Annotated in this window: 16 protein-coding genes; 10 read left to right on the top strand and 6 right to left on the bottom strand. The window is 72.5% G+C overall.

Features of this window, described 5'->3' with window-relative positions; translation table 11 throughout:
* The first annotated feature begins 10 nt into the window (after nt 1-10).
* From N7925_RS35175 to N7925_RS35185, 3 genes are all read left to right on the top strand, one after another.
* Nucleotides 11-964 (top strand): carbohydrate ABC transporter permease, encoded by a 954-nt coding sequence (locus tag N7925_RS35175; RefSeq protein ID WP_018956400.1) that lies wholly within the window; start codon nt 11-13, stop codon nt 962-964.
* A gap of 163 nt (nt 965-1,127) precedes the next feature.
* Nucleotides 1,128-2,729, top strand: coding sequence for a glycoside hydrolase family 13 protein (locus N7925_RS35180; RefSeq protein WP_274346285.1), 1,602 nt, complete (start codon nt 1,128-1,130; stop codon nt 2,727-2,729).
* Nucleotides 2,730-2,933: 204 nt separating this feature from the next.
* Nucleotides 2,934-3,599, top strand: a complete 666-nt coding sequence (locus tag N7925_RS35185) for a lysophospholipid acyltransferase family protein (protein ID WP_274346286.1) — start codon at nt 2,934-2,936, stop codon at nt 3,597-3,599.
* A 28-nt stretch (nt 3,600-3,627) separates the two neighbouring features.
* Here N7925_RS35185 and N7925_RS35190 read toward each other — a convergent pair whose 3' ends face one another.
* Entirely contained in the window at nt 3,628-4,212 is a 585-nt protein-coding gene (locus tag N7925_RS35190; protein ID WP_274346287.1) for a DinB family protein, read from the bottom strand.
* A gap of 267 nt (nt 4,213-4,479) precedes the next feature.
* On the opposite strand from N7925_RS35190, the gene N7925_RS35195 reads away from it, so the two are divergent.
* Nucleotides 4,480-5,277 (top strand): VOC family protein, encoded by a 798-nt coding sequence (locus tag N7925_RS35195; RefSeq protein ID WP_274346288.1) that lies wholly within the window; start codon nt 4,480-4,482, stop codon nt 5,275-5,277.
* A gap of 49 nt (nt 5,278-5,326) precedes the next feature.
* Here N7925_RS35195 and N7925_RS35200 read toward each other — a convergent pair whose 3' ends face one another.
* From N7925_RS35200 to N7925_RS35215, 4 genes are all read right to left on the bottom strand, one after another.
* A complete protein-coding gene (locus tag N7925_RS35200; RefSeq protein ID WP_274346289.1) occupies nt 5,327-6,169 on the bottom strand; it encodes an endo alpha-1,4 polygalactosaminidase in 843 nt (280 codons plus the stop codon).
* A 54-nt stretch (nt 6,170-6,223) separates the two neighbouring features.
* Nucleotides 6,224-7,549, bottom strand: a complete 1,326-nt coding sequence (locus tag N7925_RS35205; protein ID WP_274346290.1) for a sensor histidine kinase — start codon at nt 7,547-7,549, stop codon at nt 6,224-6,226.
* Nucleotides 7,549-8,223 (bottom strand): response regulator transcription factor, encoded by a 675-nt coding sequence (locus tag N7925_RS35210; RefSeq protein ID WP_274346291.1) that lies wholly within the window; start codon nt 8,221-8,223, stop codon nt 7,549-7,551. The genes N7925_RS35205 and N7925_RS35210 overlap by 1 nt, the downstream gene beginning before the upstream one ends.
* A 307-nt stretch (nt 8,224-8,530) precedes the next feature.
* Nucleotides 8,531-9,451: a LysR family transcriptional regulator ArgP gene (locus N7925_RS35215; RefSeq protein WP_274346292.1), complete on the bottom strand. Its 921-nt coding sequence runs from the start codon at nt 9,449-9,451 to the stop codon at nt 8,531-8,533.
* Between the two features lie 66 nt (nt 9,452-9,517).
* Here N7925_RS35215 and N7925_RS35220 point away from each other — a divergent pair, with 66 nt between their 5' ends.
* The 3 genes from N7925_RS35220 to N7925_RS35230 all read left to right on the top strand — a co-directional run bounded on the left by N7925_RS35220 (nt 9,518) and on the right by N7925_RS35230 (nt 12,344).
* Nucleotides 9,518-10,129, top strand: a complete 612-nt coding sequence (locus N7925_RS35220; protein ID WP_265603572.1) for a LysE/ArgO family amino acid transporter — start codon at nt 9,518-9,520, stop codon at nt 10,127-10,129.
* A gap of 409 nt (nt 10,130-10,538) precedes the next feature.
* Entirely contained in the window at nt 10,539-11,483 is a 945-nt protein-coding gene (gene afsA, locus N7925_RS35225; RefSeq protein ID WP_274346293.1) for a 2-oxo-3-(phosphooxy)propyl 3-oxoalkanoate synthase, read from the top strand.
* A gap of 12 nt (nt 11,484-11,495) precedes the next feature.
* The gene (locus N7925_RS35230) at nt 11,496-12,344 is read left to right on the top strand and encodes an NAD(P)H-binding protein (protein WP_274346294.1); all 849 of its coding nucleotides are present in this window, start codon (nt 11,496-11,498) and stop codon (nt 12,342-12,344) included.
* Between the two features lie 273 nt (nt 12,345-12,617).
* Here the strand turns inward: N7925_RS35230 and N7925_RS35235 are convergent, their stop codons facing one another.
* Complete coding sequence (locus N7925_RS35235; RefSeq protein ID WP_443032334.1) at nt 12,618-13,547, bottom strand: helix-turn-helix domain-containing protein; 930 nt, start codon at nt 13,545-13,547, stop codon at nt 12,618-12,620.
* Nucleotides 13,548-13,709: 162 nt separating this feature from the next.
* On the opposite strand from N7925_RS35235, the gene N7925_RS35240 reads away from it, so the two are divergent.
* The 3 genes from N7925_RS35240 (at nt 13,710) to N7925_RS35250 (ending at nt 17,727) form a co-directional block, all read left to right on the top strand.
* Nucleotides 13,710-14,750 (top strand): NAD(P)-dependent alcohol dehydrogenase, encoded by a 1,041-nt coding sequence (locus N7925_RS35240; RefSeq protein ID WP_265603576.1) that lies wholly within the window; start codon nt 13,710-13,712, stop codon nt 14,748-14,750.
* Between the two features lie 186 nt (nt 14,751-14,936).
* The gene (locus N7925_RS35245; protein ID WP_274346296.1) at nt 14,937-16,577 is read left to right on the top strand and encodes an alpha/beta hydrolase; all 1,641 of its coding nucleotides are present in this window, start codon (nt 14,937-14,939) and stop codon (nt 16,575-16,577) included.
* A gap of 130 nt (nt 16,578-16,707) precedes the next feature.
* Nucleotides 16,708-17,727, top strand: a complete 1,020-nt coding sequence (locus N7925_RS35250; protein WP_274346297.1) for an alpha/beta hydrolase — start codon at nt 16,708-16,710, stop codon at nt 17,725-17,727.

Raw genomic sequence — 17,727 nt, forward strand, 5'->3', positions numbered from 1 at the left:
GTCGCCCGCCATGACACAGACAGCTCCGCCCCCGGTACAGAAACCGCCCACCGTCCGCGCCAGGAAGTCCGGCGACGCCCCGGCCGAGCGGTCGTCACGTACCGTCATCTCGCCGCTGGCACTCGCCGGACGCCGCGGCAAGGTCGCCTACTGGTCGGTGTTCACCCTCGTCGTCCTGCTCTTCGCGTTCGCGTTCCTCTTCCCCGTCTACTGGATGGTCACGGGCGCGATGAAACCGCCCGAGGAAGTGGTGCGCACCCCGCCCACCCTCGTCCCCGAGCAGTGGCGGGTGAGCGGCTACACCGACGCCTGGGACCTCATGCGGCTGCCGACCCACCTGTGGAACACGGTCGTCCAGGCGACCGGCGCCTGGGTGCTCCAGATCGTCTTCTGCACGGCCGCCGCCTACGCCCTGTCCAAGCTCAAGCCCGCCTTCGGCAACATCATCCTCGGCGGCATCCTCGCCACCCTCATGGTCCCCGTGCAGGCCCTCGTCGTACCGAAGTACCTCACCATCGCGGACATGCCGCTGATCCACGTCAACCTGCTGAACGATCCGCTGGCCATCTGGCTGCCGGCCGTCGCGAACGCCTTCAACCTCTACCTGCTCAAACGGTTTTTCGACCAGATCCCGCGCGACGTCCTGGAAGCCGCCGAGATCGACGGGGCGGGCAAGCTCCGCACCCTGTGGTCCATCGTCCTGCCCCTGTCGAGACCCGTCCTCGGCGTCGTGTCGATCTTCGCGCTGGTCGCCGTGTGGCAGGACTTCCTCTGGCCCCTGATGGTCTTCTCCGACACCGACAAGCAGCCGATCAGCGTGGCACTGGTGCAGCTCTCGCAGAACGTCCCGCTGACCGTCCTGATCGGGGCCATGGTCATCGCGAGCATCCCGATGGTCCTCATGTTCCTGGTCTTCCAGCGGCACATCATCGCCGGAATCAGCGCCGGCAGCACAAAAGGCTGACCGCGCCGGACGGCACCACCTGTGCCGCCCACCCGGACCCGCCGCCGCCCCCGGCCTTCCCGCCCCGCTCCGGGGCGGCGGCGTCAGAACCTCCCGCCCTCTGTTGCGCGGACCGGCCCACACCCCGCCGGCGACCGCGCCCCGCCCGAAAGGAACCCGCCTTATGGAAGGCAGCCAGCTTGCCGCCGACGACTGGTGGCGCTCGGCCGTCATTTACCAGGTCTACGTCCGCAGCTTCGCCGACGGCGACGGCGACGGCACCGGCGATCTGACGGGCGTACGGTCCCGGCTGCCCTACCTGGCCGAACTCGGCGTCGACGCCCTGTGGTTCACCCCGTGGTATCTGTCCCCGATGGCGGACGGCGGGTACGACGTGGCCGACTACCGGGCCATCGACCCCTCCTTCGGCGACCTCGCGGAAGCCGAGAAGCTCATCGCGGAAGCCCGCGAGGCGGGGATCCGGACCATCATCGACATCGTTCCCAACCACGTCTCCGACCAGCACGTCTGGTTCAAGGCCGCCCTGGCGGCGGGCCCCGGCAGCGCGGAGCGCGAACTCTTCCACTTCCGTTCCGGCCGCGGCGAACACGGCGAACTGCCCCCCAACGACTGGGAGAGCGAGTTCGGCGGGGTGCCCTGGACCCGTGTCGAGGACGGCGAGTGGTACCTCCACCTCTTCGCCACCGAACAGCCCGACCTCAACTGGGCGCACCCGGCCGTACGCCAGGAGCACGAGGACGTCCTGCGCTTCTGGTTCGAACGCGGCGTCGCCGGGGTGCGCATCGACTCCGCCGCCCTCGTCGCCAAGGACCCGGCGCTCCCGGACCTCGACGGGCACCCGGGGCCCCACCCGTACATCGACCGGGACGAGCTGCACGACATCTACCGGGGCTGGCGGGCCATTGCCGACACCTTCGGCGGCATCTTCGTCGGCGAGGTGTGGCTGCCCGACTCGGAGCGCTTCGCCCGCTACCTCCGCCCCGACGAACTGCACACCGCCTTCAACTTCACTTTCCTCAGCTGCCCCTGGGACGGCGCACTGCTGCGCCGCGCCATCGACGAGACCCTCGCCGAACACGCCCCCGTCGGCGCGCCCGCCACCTGGGTCCTCTGCAACCACGACGTCACCCGCACCGTCACCCGCTACGGCCGCGAGGACACCGGTTTCGCCTTCACGGCCAAGGCGTTCGGCGTCCCCAGCGACCTGGAGCTGGGCACCCGCCGCGCCCGCGCCGCCGCCCTCCTCTCGCTCGCCCTGCCCGGCTCCGTCTACCTCTTCCAGGGCGAGGAACTGGGCCTGCCCGAGGCCGACGTACCGCTGGACCGCATCCAGGACCCCATGTACTTCCGCTCCCAGGGCCGGGCCCCCGGCCGCGACGGCTGCCGCACCCCGCTGCCCTGGGCGGCCGGCGAACCGTTCGCCGGTTTCGGCTCCACCGTCGAACCCTGGCTCCCGCTCCCCGCCGACTGGCCGGGCCGCGCGGCCGACCTCCAGGCACAGGACCCCCACTCCATGCTGGCCCTCTACCGCGAGGCCCTGCGGCTGCGGCGCACTCTGACAGCGCTGCACACCGAACCGCTGCGCTGGCTGAGCGAGAAGCCCGGCCTCCTGATGTTCGCCCGCGGTGAGGGCCTGGTCTGCGCCGTCAACCTCGACGAGGAACCCGCGCGGCTCCCCGCCCCCACCGGGGTCCTCCTCACCAGCGGCCCCCTGGACGCCGAAGGCCGGCTGCCCCGGGACACGGCGGTGTGGCTCGCCCTCTGAACCGGTACGGCACACGGTCCGGGGCGTCCCGGCAGCCCGGGACGTCCCGATCCGGGGGCGATCGACCAGGGGGCCTGAGTACCGGCACTCAGGCCCCGCGCCCCGGCCGCCACGACGATGAGGGTGTGGCGGGCGAGGCCGGGAGAGGCGGAGCCCGCACCGCCGTCACCACGACGGCCCCGCCCGCCGAACCCCGGGAGAACCGTGCTCAGCCGCATCGCCGCCGCCGTCGTCCCCTCGCTCGGACGACTCACGGTCACGTCCGACCACGCCACGGCTCCGGCCGCCGGCAGTATCATCGTCGCCAACCACACCTCCCTGGCCGACCCGGGCATCGTCCTTGCCGCACTGCTGCGCCTCGGCGTCGAACCCGTCGTCATGGCCACCGCGGGGCTGTGGCGCATACCGGTCCTCGGCCGGCTCCTGGAACGCGGCGGCCACGTGCCCGTGCACCGGAACACCGACCGGGCCGCGGCCGCCCTCGACGCGGCGGCCGCCGCGCTCGGGGACGGCCGTCAGCTGCTCATCTACGGCGAAGGACGGCTGCCCTGCCGCACGGACGCGGCGGAGGCTCCGCCGGAGGGCTTCCGCAGCGGCCTGGCCCGTCTCGCTCACGTGTCCGGAGCGCCCGTCGTCCCGCTCGGCCAGGCGGGAGCCCGCCGCGTGACTTCGGGTTCGTGCGTCAAGCAGATCTCCGGGCTCCTCACCGCTCCGGCTCGCCGCCCCCGGCTCCACGTCCACGTCGGCGCCCCGCTGCGTCTCCCGCCGGATGTCGGGGCGGCGACCGCCACGGCCCGAGAAGCCGTCACCGCGGCCTGGCGCACCGCCGCACACCGGCTCGGCGAACCCGCGGCGCTCGCCGGACGCTGAACGGGCGACGGAACCGGGGGAGGAACGGCTACCCGGCCTCCCGCGCCACCTGCTCCAGTCGCTGCCGGTACCCCTCCCACCAGGCGCGGTCGCCCGGCGGCATGTTGTCGGTGCCGGACCGCAGTCCGACCGTCCCGTCGACGAGCTCCCGGACGATGTCGGCGTGGCCCGCGTGCCGCTGGAGGTCGGCGATCACATGGATCAGGATCTGGTGCAGCGTCACGCGGCTCCGCTCGCCGGGCCACCACCGGACGTGCCCGACCGCGTCGAGCGGCAGCTCGGCGATCGTGGCGTCCGCGTGCTCCGCCACCCGGCGGTAGAGGGCGAGGATGTCCTCGCGCGACTCGTCGGCGGTCGCCCACATGTCCTGGTTCGCCTCGGCGTCGTCCCCGAAGGCGGGCGGCGTCTCGCCGAACGGCCGACGGAACGTCTCGCCGAAGTAGCCCAGCTCCACCCCGGCGGCGTGCTTGACCAGTCCGAGGAGATTGGTGCCGGTCGGCGTCAGAGGGCGCCGGACGTCGTACTCGGAGAGCCCTTCGAGCTTCCAGAGCAGGGCGTCGCGAGCGGACTGCAGATAGTGCTGGAGATCAGCCTTCGGCCGCGAGTCGGTCATGGGGGCAGTCTGCCACCGGGCACTGACACACGATCCCCGCCCAGGGGCGGTCCGGGTGTGCGCACCGGGTGTGTGCACCACACCGTTCCGGGACGCGGCCCGGGTGGCGGCGGCGACCCCGGCGGCGTAGGTATGGAGGCGTGCCGTTCCAGGGACGCCCGACGCCACGGAGCGCACCGGCCTGTGGCGGCCGGTGACCAGCAGGCTCACCCGCCGGACCGGCGTCCGCGTCCGGCGGCTACCACCGGGGACGAGGAGACGATCCCGATGACCGCGGCAGAGCAGAGCACCCCGGTGCACGGGGTTCCGTGCTGGGTCAGTCTCATGACCCCGGACGTACGGGCCGCCCAGGACTTCTACGGGACCGTCCTCGGGTGGACCTTCCGCTCCGGCACCCTCGGCGAGGGCTTCACCGTCGCCCACCTCGACGCCCTGCCGGTCGCGGGGATCGCCCGGATCGCCCCCGGTCTGCCCAACGCCGTCTCCTGGACCCCGTACTTCGCCGTCGATGACGCGGACGCTACAGCGGCCCGGGTCCGGGAACGGGGTGGCACCATCGCCGTCGGCCCGATCCGGCTGGGCCCCGGGCGGGGGGCCGTGGCCGCCGACCGGGAAGGGGCCGGATTCGGCTTCTGGGAAGGCCGGACCCCGCCCTGGTCGTTCGGCCGCGACAAGCCGCCCGCCTCCATCGAACTGCGGACGAGCCACGCCTTCGACTGCGCGATCTTCTATGCCGAGGTGTTCGGCTGGGCCTCCGAGGAACCCGGCGGCTGCGAGGTCGGCTACGCGTACGAACAGGACGCGGTCGTCGTACGGCAGGGCGGCCGCACCGTGGCCACGCTGCGCGGAGGCGGCGACGCCTCTTCGCCCGACCCCCGGCTGCGCCCGCGCTGGCACGTCCGGTTCCCGGTCGCGGACCTGGAAGCGGCCACCGAGGCGGCCCGCGCGGCGGGCGGTGCGGTGGGACCGTTGGCGGACTCGCCCGCCGACGGAACCGAAGTGGTGATCAGGGACCCCCACGGCGGCATCTTCACCGTCTGCGCCCACCAGCCGGACGCCCTCTGAGTCCACCCGCCGGACGCCCCCCGAGCGCGCCCGCCCCGGGAAGCGCCCTTCAGCAGGTACGGAACACGTATCCGGGCCGTCCGGCCGGCCGGACGTCGAGATCCCGGCGCACCACCGAGACCTTCGCCCCCACGGACGCACACGCCTTCGCGTAGTCGTCTTCGGTGTACTCGACGACGAACACCCGGTCGCCGTACGCGGAGGCGTATTCTTCGCACTCGCCGTACCGGCCGCACTCCTCGGCGACGGCGAAGTCGAACCCGATCGTCCCCCGCTGCTCCAGCAGATCGGTGGTGTTCTTCTGGCCGATCGCCAGCCCGGCGGCGTGCGCCCGGTCGGCCAGGAGCTTCGCGAACGCCGCGTTGTGCGCCCGGGTCAGCAGGCCTTTCGACCGCTCGTAGGAGTCCAGGTTGTCCGGCTCCACCGCCTGGAAACCGGACTTCGCGCAGCCGTCGACCCAGCCCCCGACGATGTCCGCCAGCCGGGTGCGCTTCTCCGCGGTCGAGGTGTCGAGCAGCGCCTCGCCCCACTCCTCGTCATTGACCAGGTCGCCGTCGCGCAGCAGCAGATCGGGGTTGTCCTTCTCCCACCGGTCCAACGCGTCGGGCTGGGTCTGGAAGGCGTTGACGTAACAGACGTTGTACAGGCCCTCGGCCGGCTCGTCGCCCCGGTCGCGGGAGACCGCCCCGACCCCGGCGGGCGGGGCGTACGCGCCGCCGATCTGGTAGTCGAAGGTCACGTCGGCCTCGGGCGGCACGACCTCGGGCGCTGACCCCGAGGCGAAGGCGTTGGACAGCAGCAGTCCCGCTCCCGTCGCGATCGCGACACCGCCGGCCAGACCGGCGAGCGTGCTTCGGCGGCGGAGGAACGTACGGACGGCGTGCTGGGACATGCGTGACTCCCGTGCGTGGGCTTCGGAACCTTCCCCCACATCATGGACGGCCGATCATGAGCGAATCGTGAGCGCCCGGCCGAAGCCGCGCCGCGACCGGGCGGGCGCGAGACGCAGGACGAACTCCGCGCCGCCGCCGGGGCGCGCCCGGACGGTCAGTGACCCCCGGTGGGCCTCCGCGATCCGCCGTACCAGCGAGAGGCCGATCCCCGTTCCCCCGCCCGGCGAGCTGAACCGCTCCATCAGCTCCGGCAGCCGGGCCGGAGCCACCCCCGGGCCCCGGTCGGCGACCCGCACCTCCGGTCCGCGTACGGACACCAGCAGATCGGCCCCGTCCGGCGCCCCGGGGGCCCGGCCGTGGCGCACGGCGTTGTCCAGGAGGTTGCGCACAGCGATCCGCACCAGCGCCGCGTCCGCCTCGACCACCGACTCCTCCAGCAGCGACTCCAGCCCGTGCCCGCCCTCCGGCAGTTCCGCGCACACCTCCTCGACGAGCTGGTCCAGGCGCAGCGGCTCCGCCCGCACGACGTCCACGGCGGCCTCCAGCCGCCCCCGGGTCAGCAGGTTCTCCACGACATCGGCCATCCGGTCCGCCGCCCGCCGGATCCGGGGCAGCTGCGCCTCCAGCCCGCCCGGAGCCCCGGCGGCCACCTCCACCGATCCGCGCATCACCGCGACCGGGGTCCGCAACTCGTGCGCCGCGTCGGCCAGCAGCCGTTCCTGCTGCTCCAGTGCCTCCCAGGCCGGCCGCATACTCCGTCCGGAGAGGACATGCCCGGTCAGCGCGGCCAGTGCGGCCAGCGCACCGGCCCCGACGACGAGGGAGAGGACCAGACTGCGGTGCTCGGCCGCCCCGCGCTCCGGATCGCCGACCGCGACGGCCGCGCCCGCCACCTCGTCGGTGGCGTCGTGGTAGAAGGGCACGGCCAGCAGACGGACGGGCTCTCCCGTGCGGTCGCGCGCCTCGGCCCGTACCGGCCCTTCCTCGTCCATCGCCGAACGGGTCACCGCCCCGAGCGTCCCGGCGCCCACGGCGAACCGCGCGGTACGCCCCCGGAAGACGGTGACCGGTGCACCGCCGGGGCGGCCCTCGACCACCAGGACCTGCGGGGTTCCCGAGGTCGCCTCGTCGTCCGCGAGCCCGTCCAGCCGGATCCGCTCGTCCTCGTAGTAGACGAGGGAGGCCGCGACGGACGCCCGGCGGCGCATCTCGTCGTACTCGGCGTCCAGCCGCGCCCGGTCGTCGGTACGGATCACCAGCCAGGACAGGCAGGCCAGCCCGACGACGGTGATCAGGGTGTACGCGGCGGTCAGCCGCAGCCGCAGCCGGTGCAGCCGCCTCCGGGCCGGTGAGCGGCGCCGCCGTACGGGCTGCGCCATCAGGACGGCCCCGGCTCCGCCGACAACAGGAACCCCTGTCCCCGCACGGTGTGCACCAGGCCGGGGGAGCCGAGTTTGCGCCGCAGCCCGGCGACGACGGCGTCGACCACGTTGGAGACCGGGTCGGCCATCTCGTCCCAGCAGTGCTCCAGCAGCCCGGTACGGGTGACGACGGTGTCCCGGTGGACGAGGAGCTGCTGGAGCACGGCGTACTCCTTCGGGCTCAGCGACAGCAGCACACCACCGCGCCGCACCTCGTGCCGTGCCACGTCCATGACCACGTCCGCACAGCTCAGGAAAGAGGGGAGCCGGGCCGACGCCCGCCGGCTCAGGCCCCGGACGCGCAGGACGAGCTCGCGCATCGAGAACGGCTTGGCCAGATAGTCGTCCGCCCCGCTCTCCAGCCCCCGCAGCCGCTCGTGCAGGGAGTCCAGCGCGGTGAGGCACAGCACGGGCACCGACCAGCCGGCCCGGCGCCTGCCCTCCAGCGGCGCGAGGGTGTCGCCGAAGGGCACCATCCGGTCCAGCACCACACAGTCGTACGCCGTCGTGTGCAGCAGCACGTCCGCCTCCGGCCAGTCCGACGCGCAGTCCACGGCGAAGCCGCCGTCCCGCAGCCCGGCCGCGATCACGTCCCGCAGGTCGTCGTCGTCCTCCACCAGCAGCACACGCATGGGGAGGATGCCTCCGAGTCATTTCCGGGGGGAGAGACCCGCCATCCTAGGGCGTCCCGCGCACCCGCACCGAGTCGCCCCGTCAGGCCGGTGAGGCCTCCACGGTCCGGAAAGTGTTGGGCGCGGGCCGCGGTGTCACGCTCCGGACTCGGCTCGCCCGGCCGGAACCGGTCGAAGACACCCAGCCGCACCGCCGTGCCCAGCGCTTGGGTGGCCATCCGGCCGAGCACGGGCCCGGCCGGCGCCCCCGTGCTCGCCCATCCGCCGCTGATGGCGAGTGGGCCCCGGTGCCGGACGGAAGCGCCGGTCACTCCGGCCAGTCGCCGTCGAGTGCCTCCGCGGCCTCCGCCGCCACCGCCTCGGCGACGGCCGCCAGAGCAGCTGATTCCAGCTTCCACTGCTGCCAGTACAGCGGGACGTCCACCGTGTGGTCCGGGGCGAGCCGCACCAGTCGGCCGTCGCTCAGCCATGGCTCCGCCTGGACCTCCGGCACCATGCCCCAGCCCATGCCCGACGCCACGGCGTTCGCGAACCCCTCCGACGTGGGTACCAGGTGGCGCCGGGCGCTCGGCCGAGGGCCGGGCCCGAGCCGGCGCACGAAGGCGTCCTGGAGATCGTCGCGCCGGTCGAAGCCGATCACCGGGGCGTCGCCGATCAGCTCGCGCAACGCGGTGCCCTCCCGCCGCCCCAGCCACCGGTCGGCGAAGGCGGGACTGGCCACCGGCAGATACCGCATGCGGCCCAGCCGGCGCACCGAGCAGCCGGTCACCGCCTCCGGCGACGAGGTCACCGCGGCCATCGCCAGCCCCTGCCGCAGCAGGGCGGCCGTATGGTCCTGGTCCTCCCGGCGCAGCTCGTAACAGAGCCCCATCTCCTCCGGCACGCGCCGCAGGGCGGGCAGGAACCAGGTCGCCAGTGAATCCGAGTTCACCGCGATCGGCAGGAGCGTCGGCTCGCCCGGCCCGGACAGGCCGAGCGCCGCCTGCGCGTCGTGCTCCAGCCTGGCCAGCTGGCGGGCGAAGCGCACCACCACCTCACCGGACTCGGTGGGCCGCACCGGCTTCGTGCGCATCAGCAGTACCCGGCCCGTGCGCTGCTCCAGCGCCTTCACCCGCTGGCTGACCGCCGACGGCGTCAGGCGCAGGGCGATCGCCGCCGAGTCGAAGGTGCCTTCGTCGACCACGGCCAGCAGGGTCCGCACCTGATCGAGAGGAAGCTCGGACATCATGGCTGCTAATGATACGTAAGAATCTTTAGCTGGACATCAGGATTCCTCGCTCCGTAGCGTCGCCGTATGACGAACGCCCTGACCACCGCAGCCGCCGGTTTCGGCACCGGCCTCTCGCTCATCGTCGCCATCGGAGCCCAGAACGCCCTGGTGCTGCGCCAGGGCGTCCGCCGCGACGGCGTGCTCGCGGTGGTCGGGATCTGCGCCCTGTCCGACGCGGTGCTCATCGCGCTGGGGGTCGCCGGGGTCGGCGCTCTCGTCGTGGCCTGGCCGTCGGCGCTGACGGTGGTGGGGCTGCTCGGCGGCGTGTTCCTGATCGGCTACGGACTGCTCGCCGCGCGCCGGGTCCTGCGGCCTTCGGCCCTGCACGCGGGGGACGCTCCGGCCGCCTCGCGCCGCGGTGTGGTGCTGACCTGCCTGGCGATGACCTGGCTCAACCCGCACGTGTACCTCGACACCGTGTTCCTGCTCGGGTCCGTCGCCGCCGACCGAGGGCCGTTGCGCTGGACCTTCGGCCTCGGCGCGATCCTCGCCAGCGTGTGCTGGTTCGCCGCGCTCGGGTTCGGCGCCCGGCTGCTGAGCGGAGTCCTCGCGCGGCCCTCCGCGTGGCGGGTGCTGGACGGTCTGGTCGCCGTGATGATGATCGGCCTCGGCGCGAAGCTGGCGCTGAGCGCCTGAGCGCCCCCCCGTGCCCGGTGGCCTGCCTGGACGCTCCACGCGTCCAGGGCCGAGGGTGCTCACCCGGCGTACCATGCCATGATCGCTATCTTCCGACAGGATCGGTGCCATGGGAAGCGTGCAAGGGGCCGTCGTTCTCGCCCTGGGCGGGGTGCGTCCGTTCGAGCTCGGCATCCCGGGCCGAGTGCGGACAGTCGCGCGGGAAAAGGGAGCGGGTACGGCCTTTTGCGCAGTCGGCGCCCGGGGAATTCCGGTATTCGTCGCGGCCCGGCAGATGTATTTCCCGGATGCCCGCGGGGTGTGGGGCCTCGTTCGGGCATGGAGAAAATAACCGACTATTCTGTATCTTGTCCTACCAGTACGCGCATCGCAGGAACGGCTCGCCACTACATGACCCCTGGGGGGAGTTATGCCCGAAGCAGCAGTCTTGATCGATCCGGTGCCGACTATGGACGCGGAGGCCGAGGTGGCGCATCCCGTGGGGATCGACATGGTGCACCGGACGAGGCCGGAGGACGCCTTTCCACGGAACTGGGTACGCCTGGGACGCGACCGGTTCGCGGTGGAAGCGGTTCTTCCGCACGACCACCCCTTCTTCGCTCCGGTGGGTGACGACCGGCACGATCCGCTGCTGGTCGCGGAGGCGATGCGACAGGCGGCCATGCTCGCCTTCCATGCCGGGTACGGGATCCCGCTCGGCTACCAGTTCCTGATGACGGGACTGGACTACGTCTGCCATCAGGAGCATCTGGCCGTGGGGGGCGAGCCCACCGAGATCGACGTGGAGGTGTTCTGCTCCGACCTGAAGTGGCGGGCCGGGCTCCCCGCGCAGGGACGGGTCGGCTGGGCGGTGCACCGGGACGGTCAGCTCGCCGCGACGGGGATGGGGGCGACCCGGTTCAGCACCCCCAAGGCGTACAGGCGGATGCGCGGTGACGCCCCGGCAGAGGGGATATCCATACCGGAGACCGTGCCGGTTCCGGCCGTCCTGGCGGGCCGCGCCCGCGCCGAGGACGTGGTGCTCTCGGAGACCGGGCAGGACGACGTCTGGGAACTGCGCGTGGACACCCGGCATCCCACCCTCTTCCAGCGCCCCAATGACCATGTCCCGGGCATGTTGCTGCTGGAGGCGGCCCGCCAGGCGGCGTGCCTGGTGGCAGGGCCCGCCGGAATTGTTCCGATGGAGGCGAGCACCCGGTTCCACCGGTACTCCGAGTTCGGCAGCCCGTGCTGGATAGGGGCGGTGATCCTGCCGGGGGAGGACGAGGATACGGTGACGGTCCAGGTGACAGGTCGTCAGGACGGCGAGTCGGTCTTCTCCACGGTCCTGTCCGGCCCCCGGGCCGACGGCTGAGAGGTTCCTCGAGTGATTCTCGTGACGGGTGCGACCGGAGCGGTGGGCCGTGAGGTCGCCGGACAGCTGGCGGAGGCCGGCCCCGTGCGGATTCTCGCGCGCCGCCCCGAGCGGCTCATGGTGCGGGGAGCAGCGGTCGAGGTCGTCGAGGGGGAGTACGGGGACCGCGCCGCTCTCGACCGGGCACTGCGGGGCGTCGCCTCGGTGTTCCTGGTGACGAACAGCCCGACGGAGCCCGACGACGAGCGGGTCGCCGCGGCCGCGGCCGCGGCGGGCGTACGCCACCTGGTCAAGCTGTCCATGATGGCGGTGGAGGAGCCGGGCGCCGATGACTTCATCACCCGGCGTCAGCGGGAGAACGAACAGGTGATCCGGGATTCGGGGGTCCCGTGGACGTTCGTGCGCCCCAGGACGTTCATGTCCAACACCCTTTCCTGGGCCCCCGGCATTCGGTCGGCGGGAGTGGTGCGCGCCCTGTACGGCGACGCTCCCGTAGCGTGCGTCGACCCGCGCGACGTCGCCGCGGTGGCCGTGGCCGTTCTCACCGGTACGGGGCACCAGGGCAGGGCGTACGCCGTGTCGGGCCCGGAGGCGATCACCGCGCGGGAGCAGACGGCCCAGCTCTCCCGGGTGCTGGGGCGGCCTCTGCGCTTCGAGGAACTGGGCGTGGACGCCGCGCGTGCGGCCCTGCTGGCGAAGTATCCGCCGTCCGTCGCGGAGGCTTTCCTGCAGAGCGCGGAGCGGCAGCGGGCGGGAGCGAAGGCGTCCGTGGTGCCCACGATCCAGGAACTCACGGGCCGCCCGGCGAGGCCGTTCCTCAGCTGGTCGGCCGAGCACGCGGAGGCTTTCACGTCGGAATAGGGCCGCTTCGCCGATGAGCGGAGAACCTTTGTTCCTTGCGGGCGGCAGATAAGCGCGCCTGCGCAGGTATTCCCTTCTCCGGTCCGTTTCCCTTCTCCGGCCCGCTTTCGCGGCGCGGGGCGGAGGCGGGCCCGAAAAGGGCCCGGGAGTCACTGCCGTATTTATCCGCACTCCGAAAAGAAGACCGGTGAGGCGGCTTCGGCGACCCCCGGTTTCCGGGTGCGCGACTCCCGATCTCCGGGTGCGCGGGTCCGGTTCCGCGCGCACTCGTCCTCATCGCTCGCCTGCGCGGCCCTGCCTCGCGTCGTCGATGACGTCGACCCGGCCCGCGTCCGCTCCCCAGCTCGCCAGCAGGCGCAGGGCCTGGGCCGACTCCGAGCCCGGCTCCGCGTGGTAGGTCACCAGATGCTGCTCCTCGTCGTCCGGGAGGTTCAGCGTCTCGTACGACAGAGTCAGCTCCCCGACGAGCGGATGCCGCAGCACCTTGATGCCGTGGCCCTTCTCCTTGACGTTGTGCGTGGCCCACAACCGCCGGAACTCGTCGCTCTTGACCGAGAGTTCGCCCACCAGCGCCGACAGCTCCGGATCGTCGGGGTGGCAGCCCGCGTACAGCCGCAGATAGCTGACCATGTCCGAGGCCTTGGAGTCCCAGTTCACGAACAGGTCCCGGTAGGCGGGGGAGAGGAACACCAGTCGCGCCCAGTTGCGCTCAGCCGGCGGCAGCGCACCCCAGTCACCGAACACCGCCCCCGCCATCGGATTCCAGGCGAGGACGTCGGACCGCGCCCCGGTCACGTACGCGGGGATGCCGTCCATGCTGTCGAGCAGGTACAGCAGCCCCTTCCGCACCCGCTGCACCCTGGCCGTGCGGCGCTTCTTCTTGTGCCGGGCGGGCTTGGCCAGGTGGGTCAGATGCGCGCTCTCGGCGTCAGTGAGCCGCAGCGCACGTGCGATCGCGTCGAGCACCTCGGCCGACACATTGCGCCCGTTGCCCTGCTCCAGGCGCGTGTAGTACGCCACGGACACCCCGGCCAGCTGCGCCAGCTCCTCCCGGCGCAGACCGGGCACCCGGCGGTGCCGGCCGAACTCCGGAAGGCCCACGTCCCCCGGCTGGAGCTTGGCCCTCCGGGTGCGCAGGAACTCACTGAGCTCGGCCCGCCCGTCCATCGGCTCGGGGGCGGCGGCCTCTGAGTGATCGTCCATGGCTTCCATTATTCCGGTGATTCCTGGTCGCAGGAGCCTGAGCCTGTCCCCGTCAGTAGTAGGACCGCTGGACGTAGGCAAAGCGGTGACCTGGGTAAACCTCTGTCACGGCGTGATGCTGGGAGACGTTCCTACCGCATCACCCAGAGGAGAACCTCCGGCATGACCACCGTTGCCGCCTATGCCGCTCCCCGTGCCAAGGCCCCGCTGGAGCGCACCACGATCGAACGCCGCCCGGTGGGAGAGTTCGACGTGCTGATCGACATCAAGTTCGCCGGGATCTGCCACTCCGACATCCACCAGGCCCGCGACGGCTGGGGAGAGGGCATCTTCCCGATGGTGCCCGGCCACGAGATCGCGGGGATCGTCGCCGAGACCGGCCCCGGGGTGACCCGGTTCAAGGTGGGCGACCGCGTCGGCGTCGGCTGCATGGTCGACTCCTGCGGAGCGTGCGACGCGTGCCTGATGGGCCGCGAGCAGCACTGCGCCGAGGGGAACACCCAGACGTACAACGCCCTCGACCGCGGCGGCGAGCCCACGTACGGCGGCTACTCGACGCACATCGTCGTGGCCGAGACGTTCGCCCTCTCCATCCCCGAGGGCATCGCCCTGGACGAGGCCGCGCCGCTCCTGTGCGCGGGCATCACCACCTACTCCCCGCTCAGGCGCTGGGGCGCGGGTCCCGGCAAGAAGGTCGCCGTCGTCGGTCTCGGCGGTCTCGGCCACATGGCCGTCAAGATCGCGCACGCGCTCGGCGCCGAGGTCACCGTCCTCTCGCAGTCGCTGCGGAAGAAGGACGACGGGCTCGAGCTGGGCGCCGACCACTACTACGCGACCAGCGATCCGCGGACCTTCGAGGAACTGGCCGGCGCCTTCGACGTCATCCTCTCCACGGTCTCGGCCCCGCTGGACTTCGGCGCCTACCTCGCTCTGCTGCGGACCGACGGAACCCTGGTCAACGTGGGCGCCCCCGAGGAGCCGGTCTCGCTGAACCTGTTCTCCCTGATCCTGGGCAACAAGTCGATCGCGGGTTCGATGATCGGCGGGATCAAGGAGACCCAGGAGATGCTGGACTTCTGCGCCGTGCACGGGCTCGGCGCCGAGATCGAGGTGATCGGCGCGGGTCAGGTCAACGAGGCGTACGAGCGGGTTCTCGCCAGCGACGTCCGCTACCGCTTCGTGATCGACACGGCGACGATCTGAGGCGTCGGCCGCCCGGCCGACCCCACCACCGAAGCCTCGCTGACGCCCGCACCCGGCACCGGCCCCCGCGGGAACGGACCGGCGGTCCTGGACCAGGGAAACCGACGAAAGGGGGAGGTGACCCCCACCGCACTGGGGTGCCAGCCCCAGTGATCCCCAACGGTCCTTCTCCTAGCGTCTATTGATGTGAGTTACGCAGAGGACGCAGAGAAGACCACCCGGACCCGGGCGGCCGCCCGCACCACCACGGCCGCCCGGACGACCGCCAGGACCGCCGCCGCGGGCCTGGCCCTGGCCCTCACGGCGGGCATCACGGCGGCTCCGGCCCTGGCCACCGTACGGCCCGGCCCGGAACTTCGTACGGTCGCACCGCCGACGACTGCCGGAGCGCTCGACCGCTACTACCGCCAGCCCCTGGACTGGGGCACCTGTATGAGCTCCCCGCAGGACGAGACGGGCAGAGACCTGGACAAGGCGGGCGTGCGGTGTGCCGACGTCACGGTCCCGCTGGACTACACAGACCCCGGGGGCCGGACGATCACGGTCGCGATATCCCGTCTGAAGGCCACCGACACCCGCCGCCGCATCGGCGCGATCCTCCTCAACAACGGCGGCCCCGGCGGCCCGGCCGTGGATTCCCCGCCGATCGTCCGCACGGCGATGCAGGAGGTCGGCCCGCGCTACGACATCGTCGGTTTCGACCCGCGCTTCGTCGGCCGGAGCACCCCGCTGGACTGCGGCTGGCCCGTCGGCTTCACCTGGTTCTCGGCCGGAGCGAGCCGGGCGGGCTTCGACCGCCAGGTGGCGCTGAGCAAGAGCCTGGCCGCCAAGTGCCGCGCCACGAACGCCTCGGTACTCCCGCACATCAGCACCCGCAACACAGCCAGGGACATGGACGTGATCCGGGGCGCACTGGGCGAGCGGAAGATCTCCTACCTGGGCTATTCGTACGGCACCTACCTGGGCACGGTCTACACCCAGATGTTCCCCGGCCGCTACGACCGGATGGTCCTGGACGGAGCGGTGGGGCCGGACGACTACAACCCGCGCCTGCTGAAGCACACGGTGCGCGAGAACGAGCAGGCGCTCTCCGCCTGGGCCGCCTGGGCGGCCGCCCGCCACCCGGCGTACGGCCTGGGCCGCTCCCGTACGGCGGTGCTCGCCACCATCGACCACGTCATGGCGAGGGCGGCGCGCGCACCGCTGACCCTCGGCGCCGCCCCCGACGTCTTCCGGGTCGACGACACCCACATACCGACGCTGCTCTTCATGGGCGTGGCCGACGACGGCGACGGCTCGCGCGATCTCCTGGCCCAGCAGGTGGCGGCACTGTCCCAGGCGTCGAAGGGCCGCGAGGCTCCGCTGCCCCCCGAGTTCGCGGAGACGCTGGGTCTGCTGCTCTCCGGCGCGGGCTCCTCCTTCGGCAGCTCCCAGACGGCGATCATCTGCGGTGACGTGCCGGCCCCGCGCGAGACCGAGCGCTACTGGCGCGACATCCAACGGAGCCGTGGCGCACACCCGTTGTTCGGCCCCCTCACCGAGAACATCGGCCCCTGCGCCTTCTGGGACGCGCCACGGGAAGCCCCCACCCGTATCAGCCACGACGCCCCCGTCCTCCTGGTCGCGGCCACGGGCGACCCCCGCACCACCTACCGGAGCACCACCACCCTGCACACCAGGCTTCCCGGCTCCAGGCTCCTCACCCTGGAGAACGCCAACCGCCACGCCCTGTACGGGGAGTACGGGAACGCCTGCGTGGACACCGAGGTCAACCGCTACCTCGCGACGGGCCGGCTCCCGAAGACGGACGAGACCTGCGTGAAGTGACCGGGAGCGGGAGACCGCCTCCCGTCGGTGTACGGGCGGACTCCCGTCGGAGGATGCCGGGCGCCGTCCCGCTCCGTACCGTCCGAGGCGTCGGGCGAAGTCCGGCCGACGATGTCGGGAGGTCGCGGTGATGAGCATGGCACGCAAGGTGATCGCATGGGGCGCCGCCGCCCTGCTGCTGATCCTGCCCGGAACGGCGGCGGCAGCGGCCCCGCCCGGGGACCGGCCCCCGGGGATACAGGTGACGGGGGAGCGGTGGATCGGCGACCGGCTCCTCGAACTGACCGTGCGGTCGGCGGCGTTGGAAGGCGTCGGTACGGTCCGCCTGCTCACCCCGGACGGCTGGGAGGGCCGCGGGCCCGGCGAGCGATGGCCGGTCCTGTATCTGCTGGCGGGTGGCCACGGCGACCCCGAGGCCTGGACCGAGGACTACGCGGTGGAGCGGCTCCCGCACCTGCGCGACGTGCTCGTGGTCATGCCGTCGATGCCGCTCTTCGGGTTCTACAGCGACTGGTGGAACGGCGGCGCCGGCGGCGCGCCGCGCGTGGAGACCTTCCACCTCGACGAGGTGCGCCCGCTGCTGGAGCGTCTCTACGGCGCGGGGGACCGGCGGGTCGCGGCGGGGGAGTCGCAGGGCGGCTTCGGCGCACTGACCTACGCGGCACGCCACCCCGGCCTGTTCCGCGCGGTGGCGGGCCTCAGCAGCTACGTCCATCCGCTCCAGCACCCCCGCGCGGTCCAGGCCGGACTCGACTACCTCGGCCTGGACCGGCTGGCCCTGTGGGGCGACCCGGTGGCCCAGCGGCGGATCTGGCAGGACCACGACCCGTACTACCGGCCGGAGCGACTGCGCGCCGTCGAGGTCCACCTCTCCAGCGGCGACGGCCGGGCGGGCACGCTCGACCCGCCCGGCACGGAGCCGGACCCGCACGTCCCCGGCCTGGAGGACCCCGACGACCCCTTCCCCGAGGACGTCCTGTCCCCGACCGAGGCCATCATGGGGGCGGAGAACCGGGCGATGGCCTCCCGGCTGCGGGCCCACGGGGTGGCGGTCACCACGCACTTCTACCGGGGCACGCACTCCCCGCCCTACTGGGAGCGCGAGTTGCGCGACGCGCTGCCCGCGCTGCTGCGCAGCCTCGGGCGGTGA

This window comes from Streptomyces sp. CA-278952 (assembly GCF_028747205.1).
GTDB lineage: Bacteria > Actinomycetota > Actinomycetes > Streptomycetales > Streptomycetaceae > Streptomyces.